The sequence below is a fragment of the Photobacterium sp. genome (assembly GCF_033720175.1).
GTDB lineage: Bacteria > Pseudomonadota > Gammaproteobacteria > Enterobacterales > Vibrionaceae > Photobacterium.
In genome coordinates this window covers 63014-82374 of sequence record NZ_JAWWDA010000007.1, presented here as the reverse complement: position 1 = coordinate 82374, position 19361 = coordinate 63014, and the positions used below count along the sequence as shown (strand labels likewise).

The 19361-nt window shown below is 50.8% G+C and carries 14 protein-coding genes; 6 read left to right on the top strand and 8 right to left on the bottom strand.

What is annotated here, in order from left to right; translation table 11 throughout:
* Window positions 1–141 precede the first annotated feature (141 nt).
* The 5 genes from hslU to priA all read right to left on the bottom strand — a co-directional run bounded on the left by hslU (window position 142) and on the right by priA (window position 6348).
* Complete coding sequence (gene hslU / locus R3289_RS09815) at window positions 142–1473, bottom strand: HslU--HslV peptidase ATPase subunit (RefSeq protein ID WP_318925325.1); 1332 nt, start codon at window positions 1471–1473, stop codon at window positions 142–144.
* 10 nt (window positions 1474–1483) lie between these two features.
* Window positions 1484–2011, bottom strand: a complete 528-nt coding sequence (gene hslV, locus R3289_RS09810; protein ID WP_318925324.1) for an ATP-dependent protease subunit HslV — start codon at window positions 2009–2011, stop codon at window positions 1484–1486.
* Between the two features lie 206 nt (window positions 2012–2217).
* On the bottom strand, window positions 2218–2793 hold the full coding sequence (locus R3289_RS09805; RefSeq protein ID WP_318925323.1) for an SPOR domain-containing protein: 576 nt from the start codon (window positions 2791–2793) through the stop codon (window positions 2218–2220).
* Between the two features lie 162 nt (window positions 2794–2955).
* Window positions 2956–3960: a DNA-binding transcriptional regulator CytR gene (gene cytR / locus R3289_RS09800; RefSeq protein WP_318925322.1), complete on the bottom strand. Its 1005-nt coding sequence runs from the start codon at window positions 3958–3960 to the stop codon at window positions 2956–2958.
* Window positions 3961–4131: 171 nt separating this feature from the next.
* Window positions 4132–6348, bottom strand: a complete 2217-nt coding sequence (priA, locus tag R3289_RS09795; RefSeq protein WP_318925321.1) for a primosomal protein N' — start codon at window positions 6346–6348, stop codon at window positions 4132–4134.
* A 415-nt stretch (window positions 6349–6763) separates the two neighbouring features.
* Between priA and rpmE the strand changes: the two genes are divergently transcribed.
* A complete protein-coding gene (gene rpmE, locus R3289_RS09790; protein WP_318925320.1) occupies window positions 6764–6976 on the top strand; it encodes a 50S ribosomal protein L31 in 213 nt (70 codons plus the stop codon).
* Between the two features lie 303 nt (window positions 6977–7279).
* A complete protein-coding gene (locus tag R3289_RS09785) occupies window positions 7280–8530 on the top strand; it encodes a malic enzyme-like NAD(P)-binding protein (protein ID WP_318925319.1) in 1251 nt (416 codons plus the stop codon).
* Window positions 8531–8679: 149 nt separating this feature from the next.
* Here the strand turns inward: R3289_RS09785 and metJ are convergent, their stop codons facing one another.
* A complete protein-coding gene (gene metJ, locus R3289_RS09780; protein ID WP_107283464.1) occupies window positions 8680–8997 on the bottom strand; it encodes a met regulon transcriptional regulator MetJ in 318 nt (105 codons plus the stop codon).
* A gap of 182 nt (window positions 8998–9179) precedes the next feature.
* Between metJ and R3289_RS09775 the strand changes: the two genes are divergently transcribed.
* From R3289_RS09775 to metF, 3 genes are all read left to right on the top strand, one after another.
* The gene (locus R3289_RS09775) at window positions 9180–10349 is read left to right on the top strand and encodes an O-succinylhomoserine (thiol)-lyase (protein WP_318925318.1); all 1170 of its coding nucleotides are present in this window, start codon (window positions 9180–9182) and stop codon (window positions 10347–10349) included.
* Window positions 10349–12766 carry a bifunctional aspartate kinase/homoserine dehydrogenase II gene (locus R3289_RS09770; RefSeq protein ID WP_318925473.1) on the top strand — a complete coding sequence of 806 codons (2418 nt, stop codon included), beginning with the start codon at window positions 10349–10351 and terminating at the stop codon, window positions 12764–12766. The genes R3289_RS09775 and R3289_RS09770 overlap by 1 nt, the downstream gene beginning before the upstream one ends.
* 286 nt (window positions 12767–13052) lie before the next feature.
* On the top strand, window positions 13053–13949 hold the full coding sequence (gene metF / locus R3289_RS09765) for a methylenetetrahydrofolate reductase (protein WP_318925317.1): 897 nt from the start codon (window positions 13053–13055) through the stop codon (window positions 13947–13949).
* A gap of 86 nt (window positions 13950–14035) precedes the next feature.
* On the opposite strand, the gene R3289_RS09760 is transcribed toward metF, so the two are convergent.
* Together R3289_RS09760 and ppc are read right to left on the bottom strand one after the other, a co-directional pair.
* Window positions 14036–14605, bottom strand: coding sequence for a PadR family transcriptional regulator (locus tag R3289_RS09760; protein WP_318925316.1), 570 nt, complete (start codon window positions 14603–14605; stop codon window positions 14036–14038).
* A gap of 427 nt (window positions 14606–15032) precedes the next feature.
* On the bottom strand, window positions 15033–17663 hold the full coding sequence (ppc, locus tag R3289_RS09755; protein ID WP_318925315.1) for a phosphoenolpyruvate carboxylase: 2631 nt from the start codon (window positions 17661–17663) through the stop codon (window positions 15033–15035).
* 678 nt (window positions 17664–18341) lie between these two features.
* On the opposite strand from ppc, the gene argC reads away from it, so the two are divergent.
* On the top strand, window positions 18342–19355 hold the full coding sequence (argC, locus tag R3289_RS09750; protein WP_318925314.1) for an N-acetyl-gamma-glutamyl-phosphate reductase: 1014 nt from the start codon (window positions 18342–18344) through the stop codon (window positions 19353–19355).
* Window positions 19356–19361: the final 6 nt, after the last annotated feature.

Genomic DNA, 19361 nt, shown 5'->3' with positions numbered 1-19361 from the left:
CTTAGCGAATTGTTGAAAGGGTATTATGGCGAAAACACAGAGATGGGCAACTTTATCGCCATAATGTTTGTTTAAGAACAAAAAAACGGCGTCGAATGACGCCGTTTTCTGCATTTTCAATCGCAGCTTTATGGATCAGATCTAAAGGATAAAGCGGCTCAGATCCTCGTCTTCAACCAGCTCACCCAAACGGTCGATAACATAGGTTTCGTCGATAATGAACTTATCACCCGACTTTTCTGTCGCGTCGAAAGACAGCTCTTCCATCAGGCGTTCCATGACGGTGTGCAGTCTGCGGGCACCAATGTTTTCTGTGCGCTCGTTAACTTGCCATGCCGCATCCGCAATTTTGTTGATACCGTCTTCAGTAAAGTCGATATTAACCGATTCCGTTGCCATCAGCGCGATGTACTGCTCTGTCAGCGATGCATTGGGCTCTGTCAGGATACGTTTGAAGTCACCGCTGGTCAGGGCTTCAAGTTCCACCCGAATAGGCAGTCGGCCTTGCAGTTCCGGGATCAGATCTGAAGGTTTTGCCATCTGGAACGCGCCGGAAGCGATAAACAGGATATGGTCAGTTTTTACCATCCCATGTTTGGTCGATACCGTGCTGCCTTCAACTAAAGGAAGTAGATCGCGCTGGACGCCTTCGCGAGAAACGTCCGGGCCGGATGCTTCACCGCGTTTGCAGATCTTGTCAATCTCATCAAGGAAGACAATACCGTTGTTCTCTACCGCGTAGATCGCATGCTCTTTCAGCTCTTCATGATTAACCAGTTTTGCCGCTTCTTCCTCGGTTGCCGCCTTGATTGCGTCTTTGATTTTCATCGTACGCTTTTTGGTGGTATTACCGGCAAGATTCTGGAACATGCCCTGCAGTTGGTTGGTCATGTCTTCCATGCCAGGAGGCGCCATGATCTCAACGCCCATCTGCGGTGCTGCGACATCGATTTCGATCTCTTTGTCGTCCAGCTTGCCTTCGCGCAACTTCTTGCGGAATGATTGGCGAGTCGCAGAACTATTGTCAGCTTCTTCATTTTTGCCCCAGGCATCACGTGCCGGAGGTAGCAGGATGTCAAGAATACGATCTTCGGCCAGCTCTTCAGCGCGGAAACGGACTTTTTCCATCGCCTGCTGATGAGTCATTTTTACCGCAACATCGGTCAGATCGCGAATAATGGTTTCGACTTCTTTACCAACATAGCCGACTTCGGTGAACTTAGTCGCTTCTACTTTAATGAAAGGCGCATTGGCTAATTTTGCCAGACGGCGGGCAATTTCGGTTTTACCGACGCCTGTCGGGCCAATCATCAGAATATTTTTTGGTGTTACTTCGACCCGCAGCTCTTCAGGAAGCTGCATCCGACGCCAGCGGTTGCGCAGTGCAATAGCAACGGCACGCTTGGCTTTGTCCTGACCGATAATGTGGCGATCAAGCTCATGAACAATTTCGCGAGGAGTCATTTCAGACATAGCGGCTTCCTTACTTAGTATCGAGCTCTTCAATGGTATGATTGTGGTTGGTGAACACACAGATGTCGCCAGCGATATACAGTGCTTTCTCGGCAATTTCGCGGGCACTTAAATCGGTGTTTTCCAACAGGGCGGTTGCTGCCGCCTGGGCAAAATTCCCCCCTGAGCCGATAGCAATCAGGTCGTTTTCTGGCTGAATTACATCACCATTGCCGGTAATGATCAATGAGCCGGTTTCATCAGCGACTACCAGCAGGGCCTCGAGTTTACGCAGCATGCGGTCGGTGCGCCAGTCTTTGGCCAGTTCCACCGCCGCTTTAAGAAGATGGCCCTGGTGCATTTCAAGCTTACGCTCAAAACGCTCGAATAGAGTGAAGGCATCGGCAGTGCCGCCAGCAAAGCCAGCCAGAACTTTGTTGTTGTATAAACGGCGTACTTTGCGCGCGTTACCTTTCATCACAGTGTTGCCCAGGGAAACCTGGCCATCACCGGCAATAACGACTTTACCGTTTCGACGTACAGATACGATTGTTGTCACGGTCTAACCTCTTTGGTTCTCTCCGGCGCAGCGCCGGTATCGATGTTATTACTATAGTTGGGATGAAAGAATAATTTTTCAAGCCAAAAGTGATAAACGATGTTGTCAATTGGAGGTCGCAGATAACAAAAAAGGATGCTCAGGCATCCTTTTGGTAAAGATATTAAGTCGCGCTTGGGGTGGTCAGGCTTATGCCTGATCGGCGATCACTCCCAAAACCAGATAGCACATGGCTCAATTCCCGCGCGGCGTAACATGTTGCGATCGCTTTCGGCTTTACGCTTTTGTGGGTATGGGCCAAGAATGACGCGATACCAGTTGCCTTTTTCACCCTGGCTGGTTTTCACCTGGCTCTCAAGCCCCTGAAAAGCAATCATCGCCTTGCGCTGTTCTGCCTGATCTTTGCTGCGGTACGCTCCGCATTGCATCAGGTACGGCCGACTTGGCTTCTGGGCTTGCTTTGATTCAACCTGGACTTCTTTATTTTCCAGCTCTTCAATATAGCGCCATTTTTCCTCTGGTTTGGGCGGTAAAGCCGTCTCTTTGGCTTTAGTCAGTGGTTTAGGCTTTGGTTTCACTGCTACCGGTTTTGTTGGCTCAGGGGCTGGCTTGGGAGCCGGTGAGCTAGATAGGAAATACAAGCCATAACCGAGAGCACTGACAAGGATCAGGGCAATGATGGCCCATTTAATAGGGAAGCCATTGGATACTGGCGCTTTACGATTGTGGCGGGCTGGCTTTTTGGGCGAGCGTCCGCGTTTTACATAATCTTTAGTGGCCACAATGATGACAATATAACGGCAAAATAATAACCCTATGTTACAAACTTGGACGGTGGCTGACCAGTGTTTCTGTGGCGTTGGATGAGGGCAAACGTCGGTCTGTTGCAGATATTTGTGAGCTTATGCCAAAACTCATAAGCTCACCGTATATCTGACTGCCACTTAATGTGCGGGCGGTGCGGCACTTTCCCGTATGACCAACTTGGCATCCAGTAAGCGAGAACCTGCCTGTACTTCCTTACCTTTTAAGAGCTCCAGCAGCATTAACATCGACTGACGGCCGATTTCATAACGTGGCTGGGAAACGGTAGTAAGCGGTGGATCGCAGTATTCTGCGAATTGAATGTCATCGAATCCGACAATTGACAGATCATGCGGTACACGCAATCCCAGGCGCTTTGCTTGCTGCATTGCCCCGATAGCCATGACGTCACTGTGGGAAAACAGGGCCGTCGGTGGCTCAGGCAGTGATAGCAGGGCCGTGACTGCACGGGCACCAGCGGCAAAGGTGAAGTCACCCTTGATGGTGTAGGCCGGGTTGAGTTCAATGCCAGCCCGGCGGAGTGCTTGCTGATATCCCTGAGATCGGAACTGGCATAGTGGCGCTTGATCCGGACCGGATATTTGGGCAATACGCTTGTGGCCCATCTGAGTCAGATAGTTAACGGCCTCATACGCGGCGGTTAAATTATCGATATGAACGGTGGGTAATTCCAGCTCTGGTGCGTATTCGCACGCCATTACCAAAGGCGGTAGATTTTTCTGCTCGGGTTTACTGACATCAAAGGGTAAATCGGAGCCGAGCAATAACATGCCGTCCGCTTGTTTGGTAAACACCAGGTTAACAAAGGAATTTTCGCGGACCTTTTGCTGCCCACTGTCACCAAGTAAAACCAGATAGCCATGTTCCATCGCGGCTTCTTCAATGCCGCGAATGATTTCTGTGAAGTAGGGATCACAGATATCAGGGACAATTGTCACAATGGTTTTTGATTCGTTGCGGCGAAGATTCCGAGCTAGTGAATTGGGCGAATAGCCAGCTTCCATAACGGCTTGTTCGACCTTTTTCCGGGTCGAGGCCGAGACTTTTTCCGGGTTCATCAGGGCACGGGAAACCGTGGCTGTTGAGACACCGGCAAGCTGGGCAACATCCTTCATTGTCGCCATAATTGCAGTTCCTCCTATTATTTCTCTCATAATATTGCCGGAGGACCCTAGCCAAATAGAGCTGATACCTATGCCGACAAGGCTGTTATTGTAGGCGCTAAGAGTGCGATTAAACATGCCCTCAATAGCATAAATTACATTAACAATGTGATCTGTATCGCATTGCTTGTTTTAAGTTAAATCCTGTGGCTCGACATCAATTGACCAGCGAACCTTCTTGGCAAGAGGCAGTAATTGAATCGCGGGTTTGGCAATGGTCAACATGCGTTGCAGGGTTTTACGATCAGGGGCTTGCAGTAACAACTGCCAGCGATAACGACCAGCACGGCGTGCCAGAGGGGCGGGATTTGGCCCCATGACATAGCTTTTATGGTGTTCATCGGTCTGGCTAAATAGCGGGTTTGACTCGAAAATACTGCGAACTTGCTGCAAAAACTGGACATTATGGTCGCTATTATTGGCTTCTGAGCGAAACAGTGCCAAATGAGTATAAGGTGGCAGCAAGGCTTGTTTGCGTTCAAGCAGCGCGTTATCGGCAAAATGATCATATCCTTTGTGCAACAAAGCTTGCAGCAAGGCATGCTCCGGGTGGTGAGTTTGCAGCAGAACTTCACCCGGTTTACTGGCGCGTCCGGCACGGCCTGCAACCTGAATAAACAGTTGGGCAAGGCGTTCTGATGCCCGGAAGTCATTGCTGAACAGCGCACTGTCGACATCAATCAACGATACTAAGGTCACATTGGGAAAATGGTGACCCTTGGCCAGCATCTGGGTGCCGATCAGGATCTGGAATTCATTATTCTTGATGGCCTCGAGGTAATTTTCCAGCGCCCCTTTGCGGCGGGTACTGTCGCGATCGATACGCACGGTTTTGTATTCAGGGAACAATGTCGCCAGCTGTTGTTCCAGCTGCTCGGTTCCGACCCCGACCGCATGAAGCTGGGTCGAGCCACAGCTCTCGCATTGATGCATGATCGGACGTTGGGTGGCACAGTGGTGGCAGCGTAACTGCCCCGACTGCTGATGCAGGGTGTAGTAGGCATCACAACGGTCACATTCAGCCAGCCAGCCACATTCATGGCAGATCATCGCCGGCGAATAACCGCGGCGGTTGAGAAACAGAATGACCTGGTTACCCGCGGTTAAATGTTTGCGCATTTGCGCCACTAAAGGGGCGGATAGCCCGGCTTCCAAATACAATCCTTTGACATCTAAGACGCCGTGCCGGGCGACCTGTGCATTGCCTGCCCGCCGGGTTAACTGCAGGTGGTGGTATTTACCGGTTTTGGCGTTATGCAAGCTTTCCAGCGCCGGCGTGGCCGATCCCAATACGATGGGTATATTTTCTTTATTGGCCCTCATGACGGCCAGATCTCGGGCATGATAACGCAAGCTGTCTTGCTGCTTATACGAGGCATCATGCTCTTCATCAACAATGATGATGCCGAGGTGCTTAAAGGGGGTGAATAAGGCTGAGCGGGTACCGATAATGATCCCTGCCTGGTTATCGCGCCCCGCGAGCCAGGAAGAGAGGCGCTCGGTATCATTGAGGCCAGAATGCACGGTCTCCAGCGGAACATTAAAACGGCGGCGAAAACGGTTTATGGTTTGCGGGGTCAGGCCGATTTCGGGCACCAGGATCAGTGCCTGCTTGCCAGCGGCTAATACCGGCTCTAACAGATTGAGGTAGACTTCCGTTTTGCCGGATCCGGTGACGCCTTCCAGTAAATAACAGCCAAAATCGGGATTGGCATTGACGGTGGCGACGGCCAGGGCCTGCTCTTCATGCAAGCGGGGTTTTTCTTCGGTCAGGGCAAAATCGTTGTGCCAGTTGTTCTGGCGCGGTTTTTCCTGTTGCTCTGCAATCCAGCCTTTTTCCGTCAAGTTTTTCAGCGTTGCAGAGCTGACTTCCTCGGCCAGTAAGGCTTCATGGCTGGTGTTGCCGTGGCGCAAAATATTCAGCACTTGTGCCTGTCGCGGCGCACGCTTGAGTGCCGTTAGCGGTTGATCCCGGCCGGCTTCGGTCAGCGTCCAGAATTTCAGGGTGGCAGGAGAGGCACTCCGTCCTTTGCGCAGTAACGCCGGCATGGCGTTGGCCAGGGTATCCCCTAATGGATACTGATAATAACTGCTGGCCCAAGATAGCAAACTGAACAGCGGGGGTTGCCACAATGGTGCGGTATCGATCACCGTATTAAGAGGTTTTAACTGGTTAAGCGGGAAATCAGAGTGATCTGTCAGGGCGATGACCAGTCCAACCAGCTGCTGCCGCCCGAATGGAACGCGTACCCGACCACCCACGACTGGGAATGTGCCGGGTTTGACCAGGTAATCAAAGGCTTTATCCAGTGGAACTGGAAGGGCCACTTTGGCAATCTTGGGTGTCATAACTAACCGCTGAAAAAGCTGTAGCTATCCAGTTCGAGAGAGCTGAACGGCTGCAGGATCTATAATGAAGGAAGACTTTTATGTTATCAGGGAAGTGTACCTTGCCCGGCGCTTTATCCCAAACGGATAAATAAACGGAGGTAGCCCGGCATATGTTGTCAGTAACAAGCAGTTCTCCCGGCAATTGCAACAGGCAGGGTTGATCTATTTTGACGTCGTTTGGGTATAAATCGAGCCATAGCAAGCAGGCGATGAATAATGTGATGAAAAAAGTAGCGAGTTGGTTGATCTAGGCTGCATGATTGATTACTATACGCCGCCTAATTTGTCGCATTTGCGGCATACTGTATTTAACGACGTGTGGTGCCCGGCTTTGGATCGGGAGAGCGACACGGCCTTAGCTTGAGGTTATCCCATGAAACAAGGTATCCACCCAGATTACTCAGCAGTGAACGCTCGTTGTTCTTGCGGCAACAACTTCGTATTCCAGTCAACTATGCGTAAAGATGTTAACCTTGATGTGTGTGACAAATGTCACCCATTCTACACTGGTAAGCAGCGTGAAGTTAGCTCTGGTGGTCGTATCGACAAGTTCAACAAGCGTTTCGGTGCTCTTTCTGCTAAATAATATTAGCCAGATGAATTCCGAAAAAAGGGATGCATATGCATCCCTTTTTTTCATTTTGCTCACGAGTTTTCGACCGTTTTATTAAGTCATCCTGGCTGCGTTATCTCTCCTTTCTTCCTGTGTAGCACAATTCCCACCCGCTTTTCGGCATAAGTATCCTAAATGAGCATCCAATTGGCTGGACCTGTTGTACTGAACTAGGATTTTCTATCGCGATAGAATATGATCTGCCTCTCAAGATCGAACTGAACATCATTTTCATTTAGGATCAAGCTCTCCTTTTTACTTAGGACCCAGAACACTATGTCTGAAGATTTTCGCCAACAAGCACTTGATTATCATGCTTACCCAGTACCAGGAAAAATTGCAGTAGCACTTACTAAGCCGGCAGATACGGTTGAAGATCTGGCGCTGGCGTATAGCCCGGGTGTCGCTGAGCCTGTTCGAGAAATCGCCAAAAATCCAGAGAATGTGTATAAATACACGGGTAAAGGCAATATGGTTGCGGTCATTACTAACGGCACGGCAATTCTGGGTTTAGGTAACCTCGGTCCTCTGGCCTCGAAGCCGGTAATGGAAGGTAAGTCACTGCTATTTAAGCGTTTTGCGGGTCTCGATTCTATTGATATTGAAGTGAAGCACCGCACGATTGATGAGTTTGTTGATACAGTGGCCAACATCGCTGATACCTTTGGCGGGATCAACCTGGAAGATATCAAAGCGCCAGACTGTTTTGAAATTGAAAAACGTCTGATTGAACGCTGTAGCGTCCCGGTTTTCCACGATGATCAGCATGGTACCGCGATTGTCACAGCCGCCGGAATGCTGAATGCCCTTGAACTGCAAGGTAAAGAGATCAGTGAATCTGTTATTGTCTGTTTAGGTGCCGGTGCGGCGGCGGTGGCATGTATGGAACTGCTGATCAAGTCGGGTGCCCAGCGCGAGAAGATCTACATGCTTGACCGCAAAGGGGTCATCCATACGCGCCGTGATGACATTAACGAATATAAGCAGCTGTTCGCGAATAATACCGATAAACGTACACTGGAAGATGTTATCGAAGGCGCTGATATCTTTGTCGGGGTATCGGGTCCGAATTTATTGGAGCCTGAAGCACTTAAATTGATGGCTGATAAGCCTGTTGTTTTCGCTTGTTCCAATCCGGATCCGGAAATCAAGCCAGAGCTGGCACATGCGGTACGCGATGATCTTATCATGGGGACTGGCCGCTCTGATTATCCTAACCAGGTCAATAATGTTATCTGTTTTCCATTCATTTTCCGCGGTGCCCTGGATGTACGCGCGAGCAAAATTAATGACGAAATGAAACTGGCCGCAGTTAAAGCCATTCGTGAACTGACCAAAGAGCCGGTTCCTGCGGAAGTATTAAAAGCCGCCGGCGTCGACAAGCTGGCATTTGGTATGGAATACATTATTCCCAAGCCAATGGATCCACGTTTGCTTCCTCGTGTGGCCAAAGCTGTCGCCCAGGCGGCGATTGATTCGGGCGTTGCCCAGATTGAGATGCCTGTTGGCTACATGGAAGACAAATAAAAGTGCTCTTGAAATAGAGCGGCAAACTGAATACCGACAGATCGCTTTATGCCGATAACAAAAAACCAGCCGATTGGCTGGTTTTTTTATATCAGTCTATCATCGGTAAATAGAGATAGCGGGTGGCTTACGATCGCGTAGCTGTGCGATTATTCATTGATGTCTTCGTATTTGATCCCCATTTCGTCCATCAGGGCTTTGGCTTCTGCTGGCAGATCATCAGGGCAATCTTTACGGATGTCGTCATCGGTTGGTAACGGCTGACCTGTATAAGCGTGCAGGAATGCTTCACAAAGCAATTCACTGTTCGTTGCGTGACGCAGGTTATTTACCTGACGACGAGTACGCTCATCCGTCAGTATTTTTAAAACCTTTAATGGAATCGAAACAGTAATTTTCTTAACTTGCTCATTTTTTTTACCGTGTTCCGCGTATGGGCTGATGTATTCGCCATTCCACTCTGCCATGTTATACCTTCTCAGCGATGTTGGGATCAAATAACTATATCTCCGAATTTTAGCGGGATTTACTGCCATAAGGAAAGACATATAGACGTCTAGAAGTGTTGACGGCTCAATTAAATGTAGTTAATGTGATTGCTGCAATTTTATTCGGGAACAGGGCTTAGCCCGAGACAAGGAAGGTTATTATGAGTGACAAGCAGTTTGCCACCATCGCCGTACGTGCCGGTATTGAATCAGACAGCCAACACCATGCCGTTGTTCCACCTATTTATCTTACTTCCACCTATAGCTTTCCAGAGCTCGGTGAGCCTCCCCAATACGATTATTCACGCTCGGGTAACCCGACCCGCAATATGTTAGCCGATGCCTTGTCAGAACTGGAAGGGGGGGCCGGAGGCGTGGTCACCAGTTGCGGCACCGCAGCCATCAACTTATTGGTTTCAGCGCTGTTAGGCCCGGAAGATTTAATTGTTGCCCCGCATGACTGCTACGGCGGAACCTACCGTTTGTTTAATACCCGTGCCAATAAAGGTGATTTCAAGGTTGAGTTTGTCGATCAGTCCGATCCGGCCGCACTTGCGGCGGCACTGGCGAAAAAACCTAAAATTATCTGGGTTGAAACCCCGTCAAACCCGCTGTTACGGGTGCTTGATGTTGAAGCCTTGTGCCGGCATGCAGCACAGGCTGGTGCGCTGGTTGCGGTTGACAACACCTTTTTATCGCCGGTCTTGCAGCAGCCGATAAAATTGGGGGCTGATTTTGTGGTCCACTCCACCACGAAATATATCAACGGTCATTCTGATGTGGTGGGGGGGATCCTGATTGCCAAAGATCCGGAGCAAGCCGAGAATATTGCCTGGTGGGCGAACTGCATCGGGGCAACAGGCGCGCCGTTTGATGCGTATTTAACCCTGCGAGGGTTAAGAACCTTAGTGCCCCGGATGAGAATGCATGAAGAAAATGCAGCCCAGGTGCTGGCATACCTGCAAACTCAGGCGCTGGTCGGGCAGATTTATCACCCGGCGTTACCGGATCATCCGGGTCATGATATTGCCGTTCACCAGCAGCAGGGGTTTGGTTCAATGCTCAGCTTTGAACTGGCAGGCAGCCCGCGTCAGCTGGAAGTATTTGTCGCGGCTCTTAACTGTTTTTCACTGGCAGAATCTCTCGGGGGCACGGAAAGCCTGATTGCCCATCCTGCCAGTATGACTCACCGTGCGATGTCCGATGAAGCGCAGGCCGAAGCCGGTATTAAGCCCTCCCTGTTACGGCTGTCGGTTGGCCTGGAAGATCCTCGCGACCTGATCGCAGATCTTGAGCAGGCATTTAAGCAAACGGCGGAGGTTGGGGCATGATGACACAGCCAGCCCATCGCCAGCTCCATAAATTTGGCGGCAGTAGCCTGGCCGATCCGGACTGCTATCGTCGGGTCGCCGCGATCCTGCAAGAGTATTCCGATGTTGAAGATCTGATTGTGGTTTCAGCAGCCGGAAAAACAACGAATAAGCTGATTGAGTGGATTGAACAACTCGGCAAAGACGGGCGGCAGGCCCATGAGACGTTGCAGAGCTTGCGCCAGTATCAGCAAGGATTAATCGAAGCGCTGGTGACCGGCTCTGTTGCTGATGCGCTATTGACCCAGCTGCATCTAGAACTGAGTAACCTGGCTAAGCTCAATGAGCAGGATATGACAGAACCGGTATACGCGGCAATTTTAGGCCATGGCGAACTGTGGTCTGCCCGATTGCTGGCCGCCTTACTCAATCACCATGAGATGCAGGCGACTTACCTTGATTCGCGAAGCTTCCTCCGCGCAGAGCGGGTGGCTCAACCGGAAGTGGATCGTGCTCAATCCTGGCCGTTGCTGAAAGAGCAGCTGGCCCAGCACAGCTTGCATCGTATTGTGATCACCGGCTTCATGGCGCGTAATCAGCAGCAAGAAACGGTGTTGCTGGGGCGTAATGGTTCTGACTATTCCGCCACGGTGATCGGTGCCCTGGCGGAGGTGTCGCGGGTGACTATCTGGAGCGATGTGGCTGGCGTATACAGCGCAGATCCGCGCAAAGTCGGTGATGCCTGCCTGCTGCCTCTGCTGCGCCTGGATGAAGCCAATGAACTGGCCCGCCTGGCGGCCCCCGTGCTGCATAGCCGAACCTTACAGCCGGTTGCCCAGAGTGCGATTGGTTTAACCTTGCGCAGCAGCCATCAACCGGAATCCGGTTCGACCCGAGTAGAGCGGATATTAGCTTCCGGGCGTGGTGCCAAAATTGTCACCTCGTTAGACGAGATATGCCTGATTGAAATAGATGTCCCGCGTTCACATGAACTTGAACCCGTAAAGGCCGAGCTGGTTCGTACCTTGCTGCGGGCGCAACTGTTACCGCTGGCACAGAGCACTGAGGCCGATCAGGGACGTATTTTGCTGGCATATACCAGCGAGGTGGTGAATGGCGTATTGGCACTGCTGCAAGACAGTGGGATTGCTGCCGAGTTGAGGTTGCGAGAAGGCTTCTCAATGGTTGCCGCGGTAGGGGCGGGTGTGGTCAATAACCCCGTGCATTGCCACGGCTTCTATCAGCAGTTGAAAAGGCTGCCGGTGGAGTTTATGGAAGAAGCGGAATCCGGCCTGAGCCTGGTTGCGGTGCTGCGTAAGGTCGATACTGAAAACGTGATTGCCGGTATTCATCAGAGCCTGTTTCAGGCTCAGAAACGTATTGGCCTGGTGTTGTGCGGCAAAGGCAATATTGGTAGCCGCTGGCTTGAGTTGTTTGCTGCCGAGAAAGAACAGCTCGAGAAGCGCCATGGTATGAGTTTTACCTTAATCGGGGTTGCTGACAGTTGCCGTTACTGGGTTGATTTTCAGGGCATTGAACCGACGCGTGCACTTAGCGCGTTCGAGGATGAAGCCGTGGAGTACGCCGACGGGGAGCTGCTCGCGACCTTCGCCTCTAACCCTTATGATGACGTGGTGGTGCTGGATGTGACGGCCAGTGCTGAACTGGCGGCCAAATACCCCAGTGTGGCTGAAAATGGGTTGCATCTGATTTCAGCGAATAAAGTCGCGGGCTCAGCCTCGAGCGACGATTACCATGCGGTGCAGGATGCCTTTGCCAAAACCAGCCGTCATTGGCTATATAACGCCACCGTCGGTGCGGGCCTGCCCGTGAATCACACGGTACGGGACTTGCGTGAAAGTGGGGATGAAATTATTGCGGTATCGGGGATCTTTTCCGGAACGTTATCCTGGCTGTTCCAGCAGTTCGATGGCTCGCAGCCTTTTTCTCAACTGCTGGAGCAGGCGTGGCAGCAAGGGCTGACCGAACCGGATCCACGGCATGATCTCGACGGCAGCGACGTGATGCGCAAGCTGGTGATCCTGGCTCGTGAGTCAGGGCTGGCGTTAGAGCCGGAGCAGGTCAAGGTGGACTCGCTAGTGCCTGCAGAACTGGCGGAGCTGACGCTTGACGGATTCTTTGAGCAGATCGATCTGCTTGACGAGCTGTTGTTCGAACGTCTGAACAAAGCCCAGAAAGAAGATAAAGTGCTGCGTTATGTTGCGCGTCTGGATAAGCATGGCAAAGCACATGTAGGGGTGGAAGCGTTGCCGGCAGAGCATGCCTTGGCCAACTTACTGCCTTGCGACAATATTTTTGCCATTGAAAGCCGCTGGTATCGTGATAATCCGTTGGTGATCCGCGGACCCGGAGCCGGGCGTGATGTTACCGCCGGCGCATTGTTATCTGATATTAACCGTCTGGCTGCGATGTTATAGAGTATGCCAAACGGCGACCTGTTCGGCTGGATATAGCGCTGTATAACGCAAATATGGAATTAATCACCAGATATCCATCAAAAGCCCGCCCGTAGCGGGCTTTTGTGTTTAAGGGATGTTGAAGTTTATGCAATGTGAAGTTGAGAAAAATTCATGATCACTTTGTTGACATTAATTTGGTTACAAGACATTCTGTAGACATATAGACGTCTAAACGGTTATTTCTCAGACGTCACATTTGTTGCTGAATAGGCCGAGGGCAGGCCAGAATAGGAAGGGATTGACTATGGGGTATTCTCACGCAAGTCACTTAGATTCGTTAAATCAAAATATTGCAGATCTTAATGGTGACATTAATGTTTCGTTTGAATTTTTTCCGCCAAGCAGTGAGAAAATGGAAGAAACCCTATGGAATTCTATTCATCGTCTGAAAACGCTGAAGCCGAAATTTGTCTCAGTGACTTATGGAGCCAACTCGGGTGAGCGGGATCGAACTCACAGCATTATTAAAGAGATTAAGGATCAAACCGGGCTTATCGCGGCCCCTCACCTGACGTGTATTGATGCCACCCGCGATGAGCTGCGTACCATTGCCCGTGATTACTGGAACAATGGGATCCGCGACATCGTGGCATTACGCGGAGACTTACCCCAACAAGGCGTAAAGCCTGATATGTATGCTGCAGATCTGGTTGAGTTGCTACGTAAGGAGGCCGATTTTGATATTTCGGTGGCTGCCTATCCGGAAGTGCATCCAGAGGCGAAAAGTGCTCAGTCCGACTTGATCAACCTCAGGCGCAAAGTCGATGCGGGGGCGAACCGTGCGATCACTCAGTTCTTTTTTGATGTCGAAAGTTATCTGCGTTTCCGCGACCGTTGTGCAGCCTCGGGTATCGATGTCGAAATTGTGCCGGGTATCCTGCCTGTCTCCAACATGACGCAAGCCAAGCGATTTGCACTGGCGAACAACGTTAAAATTCCAGGCTGGTTAGAGAAGCAATATCAGGGGCTGGATGACGATCTGCTTAGCCGCCAGATGGTTGGTGCCAGCAATGCGATCGATATGGTGCGAATTCTGAGCCGCGAAGGGGTTAAAGACTTTCACTTCTATACCCTTAACCGGGCAGAACTGACTTATGCCATTTGTCATACCCTGGGCGTAAAGCCAGGAGTCGAGGCTTAATCCCAATAGGGACATGCTATCGGTGCCAATAAAAAAGCCGCTCTGAGCGGCTTTTTTAGTCGGTATGGCGAAATAGCGATATTCCGTTACTTGGTGATCGCAACCTTGCTTGTTTCGCTATCCAGATCTTTCAGCTCAGCCAGAACTTCTTCTGCCCAGTTAATCCACGCCTGGCGGTTATGCATGCCGCGGCGAAGAGTCAGGCGGTCAAGACGAGACTGGCGATCCATTTCTTTGTAGTTAGCAAAGTGGACTTTTTCCAGCTCCTCATAGTTGTTCATTAGCGAGTGAGACTCTTCAATGAGCGCCTCAAGCTGTTGTTGCATTGGCTCTGAATTATGAACACCGCAAACCAGTAGCTTGGCCGAGAACTCATCGCGGATCGTTGGATTGCGAGCGGGTTCCTGGAACCATTCAAATAATGCCTGACGGCCTAGATCGGTAATCGAGTAGACCTTACGGTCCGGTTTACCTTCCTGAGGTTCAAGCTGACAGGTTACTTGGTTATTGCCGGCCATTTTATTCAGTTCGCGATACACCTGCTGGTGGCTCGCTTTCCAGAAATAACCGATGCTGTGTGAAAATTCTTTGGTGATATCGTAACCGGTTGCGTCGCGATTGCTTAGCACGGTTAAAATTACGTGTGGTAGTGACATCTCTTCTATCCGATAAAATACTGCAAAGTAAAAAATACAATCAACCGGACGTTACCCTTCGCTCTTTGGCGTTTGTTATAATCGTCATGTTGCACTGCCTGATCGAGATCACATAGGATATCATCAATATGCTCAATACTGATACCTGACAGAATAAATAATTTATTCACTTAGGCTGTCAATTACTCATCATGTGACCTTTATCCAGACTGGCATTGCAATCGGTTTTGCATCACCTGCTTTCACAAGGTTCATCATTTACTCTAGTGCAAGACATTGCTGGGCGTTTGTCTCAATATTGCGTCAGAATAAAATAAACGCTGGGCGATAAGATCATGGTGTTCAACAGGGATACGGCGGTTCAGGTAGGATAAAATAAAGGTCACACGAAGTGACCTTTATCTGATTTTTTCTCCGGTGCGGCAAATTAACCCGTGTTTCTCATTCCCGTTGCGATACCCGCGATACTGACCATCAGCGCCTCTTCCAGTATCGGTGATATTTCTTCTTGCTGGCGCGTCCGGTACAGCAATTCAGCCTGCAGCATGTTGAGTGGCTCGACATAGATATTACGTAAGCGAATGGCTTCGGCACCCCACGGATCCTGCTCCATCAGGTGCGCGTTGTTTTCAACATTCAGCACCGTCTTAATGTCTTGTTGCAACTGATCGCGCAGTTGCTGACCCAGCGGCCACAATGACTTATCTGTCAGGCGCTGATCATAGTACTGTGCAATGCCGACATTGGTTTTGCTGTACACCATCTCCAGCATGCCCAGGCGGGTCGAGAAGAAGGGCCATTCACGGCACATATCTTCGAGTAGCTGGGCATGGCCCTTGTCGATTGAGTACTGGATCGCCTCACCGGCACCTAGCCAGGCAGGTAGCAGCAAGCGGTTCTGGCTCCAGGCAAAAATCCAAGGGATCGCACGTAAGCTTTCGACCCCGCCGTTCGGGTTTCGCTTCGCCGGACGGGAGCCTAATGGCAGTTTGCCCAGCTCTAACTCTGGCGTCGCGGCGCGGAAATAAGGCACGAATTGCTCATTGCCACGCACCACGTTGCGGTATGCTTCGCAGGAAACTTCAGACAGCACGTCCATCAGATCGCGCCAGTCTTGTTTTGGTGCGGGTGGCGGTAGCAGGTTTGCTTCAAGAATGGCACTGGTGTAAAGGCTCAGGCTGTTGACTGCCACATCCGGCAGGCCCAGCTTAAAGCGGATCATTTCCCCTTGCTCGGTAACACGCAGGCCGCCTTTCAGGCTGCGAGGAGGCTGAGAGAGCAGTGCGGCATGTGCCGGTGCACCACCACGGCCGATAGAGCCGCCGCGGCCATGGAATAGAGTCAGTTCAACCCCCGCCTCTTCACAGACCTCAACCAGCTCTTCCATTGCGCGGTACTGTGCCCAGCCTGCCGCCATCACCCCGGCATCTTTCGCTGAGTCAGAATAGCCGATCATCACCATTTGGTAGTTCTGAATGAAGCCGCGGTACCAGTCAATGTTCATCAATTGCCTGATGACGGCGGCGCCATTGTTTAAATCTTCCAGTGTTTCAAACAGCGGGCAGACATCCATGCGGAACGGACAGCCTGCTTCTTTCAGCAGCAGGTGCACCGCTAATACATCAGAAGCGGTACGTGCCATTGATATCACATAGGCGCCCAGCGCTTCGCGGGGTTGTTCGGCCACGGTGTTACAGGTATCGATGACTTCCTGGACCTCTGCTGAGGGCTGCCAGTCGCGTGGTAACAGCGGACGTTTTGACGCCAGTTCGCGGATCAGGAACGCCACCTTATCTTGTTCGCTCCACTGATCGTAATCGCCGATCCCCAGATAACGGGTCAGCTCTGAAATAACATCAGAGTGGCGGGTACTTTCCTGGCGGATATCAAGACGGACCAGGTGAATGCCGAAGCACTTAATACGGCGCAGAACGTCAAGCAGCAGACCGTCTGCAATAATCCCCATGCCGCAAGCGTGCAGAGACTGGTAACAAGCGTGCAGAGGATCCCACAGCTGATCAACATGAGTGATCACTTTAAGGTTAGGCGCGTCATGGCCCTGAATTTTGGCATCCAGCACGTCGCGGGTGTTGGTCAGCTCGGTGCGTAATTTTTTCAGGATGGCACGGTAGGGTTCATGCTCATCGCCGGCGAGCTCGCGAACCTGATCGTTGCATATGACCATTGACAGCTCGCTAACCAGTTCCTGGATATCCCCCAGGTACAGATCGGCGGCTTTCCAGCGGGACAGCAACAGCACTTCTCGGGTGACTTCTGAGGTCACGAACGGGTTACCGTCGCGGTCTCCTCCCATCCATGAGGTAAATTTAACCGGTGAGGCATCAAGAGGCAGGCCTTCGCCCAGATGGTGAACCAGTTTCTCGTCAAACTGACGCAGGAATTCAGGCACCGCTTGCCACAGCGAGTTTTCTACCACCGCATATCCCCACTTGGCCTCATCGAGCGGCGTCGGTCGCTGTTTGCGGATGACGTCAGAGTGCCAGGCCTGGGCAATCAACTGCTCTAGGCGTTGCTCCACGCGCAGGCGTTCACTGTGAGAAAGTTCGCTCAGCTCAAGGCTCGACAGGCACTTGTTGATCTGTACCAGTTTGTGGATCATGGTGCGACGGGCAATCTCTGTCGGATGAGCCGTCAGTACCAGCTCAATGTTCAGATCACGCACCGCCTGAATAGAGTCAAGCTGACTGACATTATTGGCGTTGAGCTTACCAAACAGGGAATCGATAGAATCCGGACTGCAAATGTGCTCTTCACAGTGGCGTGAGATCGTATGGTACTGTTCGGCGATATTGGTCAGGTTAAGAAACTGACTGAAGGCACGAGCAACAGGAAGAAGCTGATCATCAGGGAGGTTTTGTAATTCATCGATCAGTCTCGCGCGATCGTCGTCATTACCTGCCCGAGCCGATTTTGACAGCTTACGTATGGTTTCCACCTTCTCAAACAGAGGCTCGCCATGTGCATCCTTAATGGTATTACCCAGCATGTGGCCGAGCATACTTACGTTACTTCTTAACGCGCTGTATTTTTCCTTCATATCGTATCCATCTCGTAATTTTGTTACATCCAATCTGCAACAGTATTGTGACAATCTATCCGCGATCCCACTTTCAGGTCAACCGTGATTGCATTTGCGGGCGATAAATCGAGTCTACCTTGATTTTGGTCATACTCTGCTTTTCGTCCTGAAAGTTTATTTCGTCAATATGTGTCATGTGGCACATTATTTGTGTCATTTTACTGTCAGTGAAATGGCAAGCCGGCAAAATTTCCTCCGGCAATACTGTCGTTTTTGATGACCAGAGATATGCCCGTCTCATTGCTTTGCTTCGAACCGTATATTGGCAGAGCGAGGAACCGATTGGTAAATCCGCTCTTTATAAGCATAGCTAAAGCCTGAAATGACCATTTTTTCTACTTCTGTTGTTGACAGCCTAAGGATTAGACGGTAAAAATATAAATGCAAGCAAGATGAATAAGTATTTATTTGTATTTTCTTGCGCTGATTGATAACAAATGCAACCGGGCTCTTAAGCCAGAAGTAGGAAAAAATTAACATGAACCAAGCGAAGATCAACAATCAGAACTCCCTCCGACGACGCTAAGTCTGATTCGCTTGGTGCCTCTCGTGCACCCCATCACTCGCTGTGTTAACAGCACTGTTTCAAAACCTAATGCTTTACAAAAAACCAAAGCAGATAAAACGGAATTTCTTATGTTGAACACCTTCATTATCGGTGCCAGCGGCTATACCGGCGCTGAGCTGGCAAAAATGGTGCATGTCCATCCGCATCTTCAATTGGCAGGCCTGTTTGTCTCGGCCAATAGCCTGGATGCCAATAAGCCCATCAGCGATCTGCATGGCCAGCTCAAGGGTATCGTGGATCTGCCGCTGCAACCTTTATCTGAACCGGCTGCGGTTGCCGAGCAGGCGGACATTGTTTTACTGGCAACAGCCCATGAAGTGAGCCATGACCTGGCTCCGATTTTTCTGGCCGCCGGTTGTCAGGTGTTTGATTTATCTGGTGCATTCAGAGTAAAGGATGATGAGTTCTATAATCAGTATTACGGCTTTGTCCATCAGCACCCTCAATGGCTGGAACAGGCCGTTTATGGTTTAGCGGAATGGAACAGCAAGGCGATTAAACATGCCCAGTTAATTGCGGTGCCCGGCTGTTATCCAACGGCTTCTCAGTTGGCGCTTAAACCCCTGATTGAAGCTGACTTGCTCGATGTAAATCAATGGCCTGTTATCAATGCGGTGAGCGGGGTGTCGGGGGCAGGGCGTAAAGCATCCATGATCAATAGTTTTTGTGAGGTGAGTTTACAGGCTTATGGCCTGTTCAGTCACCGCCACCAACCGGAAATTGCCAACCACCTCGGCAGTGAAGTGATTTTCACTCCCCACCTAGGCAGCTTCAAGCGCGGTATTCTGGCGACGATTACCGCGAAGCTAGCGGCGGGTGTCGAGGCTGAGCAGGTCGGGCAGGCAATGGCGATGGCCTATCCGGGGATTGCTGGTGGCCATGCAGTCAGGCTGCTGGGTGAGCAAACGGCCAGTATCCAGAATGTTGTCAATACCTGCTTCTGCGATATTGGCTGGAAAGTACAGGGTCAGCACATTATTTTAACATCTGCGATTGATAATTTATGGAAAGGCGCCTCCAGTCAGGCGGTGCAGTGCATAAATATTCGAAATGACTTCGCGCAATTAACTGCGTTGGTATAGGAGCCG

Bases quoted from the DNA above. Each gene is read 5' to 3' on its own strand.
- hslU (WP_318925325.1), bottom strand. From the start codon at position 1,473: ATGTCTGAAATGACTCCTCGCGAAATTGTTCATGAGCTTGATCGCCAC.
- cytR (WP_318925322.1), bottom strand. From the start codon at position 3,960: ATGGCGACAATGAAGGATGTTGCCCAGCTTGCCGGTGTCTCAACAGCC.
- priA (WP_318925321.1), bottom strand. From the start codon at position 6,348: ATGACACCCAAGATTGCCAAAGTGGCCCTTCCAGTTCCACTGGATAAA.
- rpmE (WP_318925320.1), top strand. From the start codon at position 6,764: ATGAAACAAGGTATCCACCCAGATTACTCAGCAGTGAACGCTCGTTGT.
- R3289_RS09785 (WP_318925319.1), top strand. From the start codon at position 7,280: ATGTCTGAAGATTTTCGCCAACAAGCACTTGATTATCATGCTTACCCA.
- metJ (WP_107283464.1), bottom strand. From the start codon at position 8,997: ATGGCAGAGTGGAATGGCGAATACATCAGCCCATACGCGGAACACGGT.
- R3289_RS09775 (WP_318925318.1), top strand. From the start codon at position 9,180: ATGAGTGACAAGCAGTTTGCCACCATCGCCGTACGTGCCGGTATTGAA.
- R3289_RS09770 (WP_318925473.1), top strand. From the start codon at position 10,349: ATGACACAGCCAGCCCATCGCCAGCTCCATAAATTTGGCGGCAGTAGC.
- metF (WP_318925317.1), top strand. From the start codon at position 13,053: ATGGGGTATTCTCACGCAAGTCACTTAGATTCGTTAAATCAAAATATT.
- R3289_RS09760 (WP_318925316.1), bottom strand. From the start codon at position 14,605: ATGTCACTACCACACGTAATTTTAACCGTGCTAAGCAATCGCGACGCA.
- ppc (WP_318925315.1), bottom strand. From the start codon at position 17,663: ATGAAGGAAAAATACAGCGCGTTAAGAAGTAACGTAAGTATGCTCGGC.
- argC (WP_318925314.1), top strand. From the start codon at position 18,342: ATGTTGAACACCTTCATTATCGGTGCCAGCGGCTATACCGGCGCTGAG.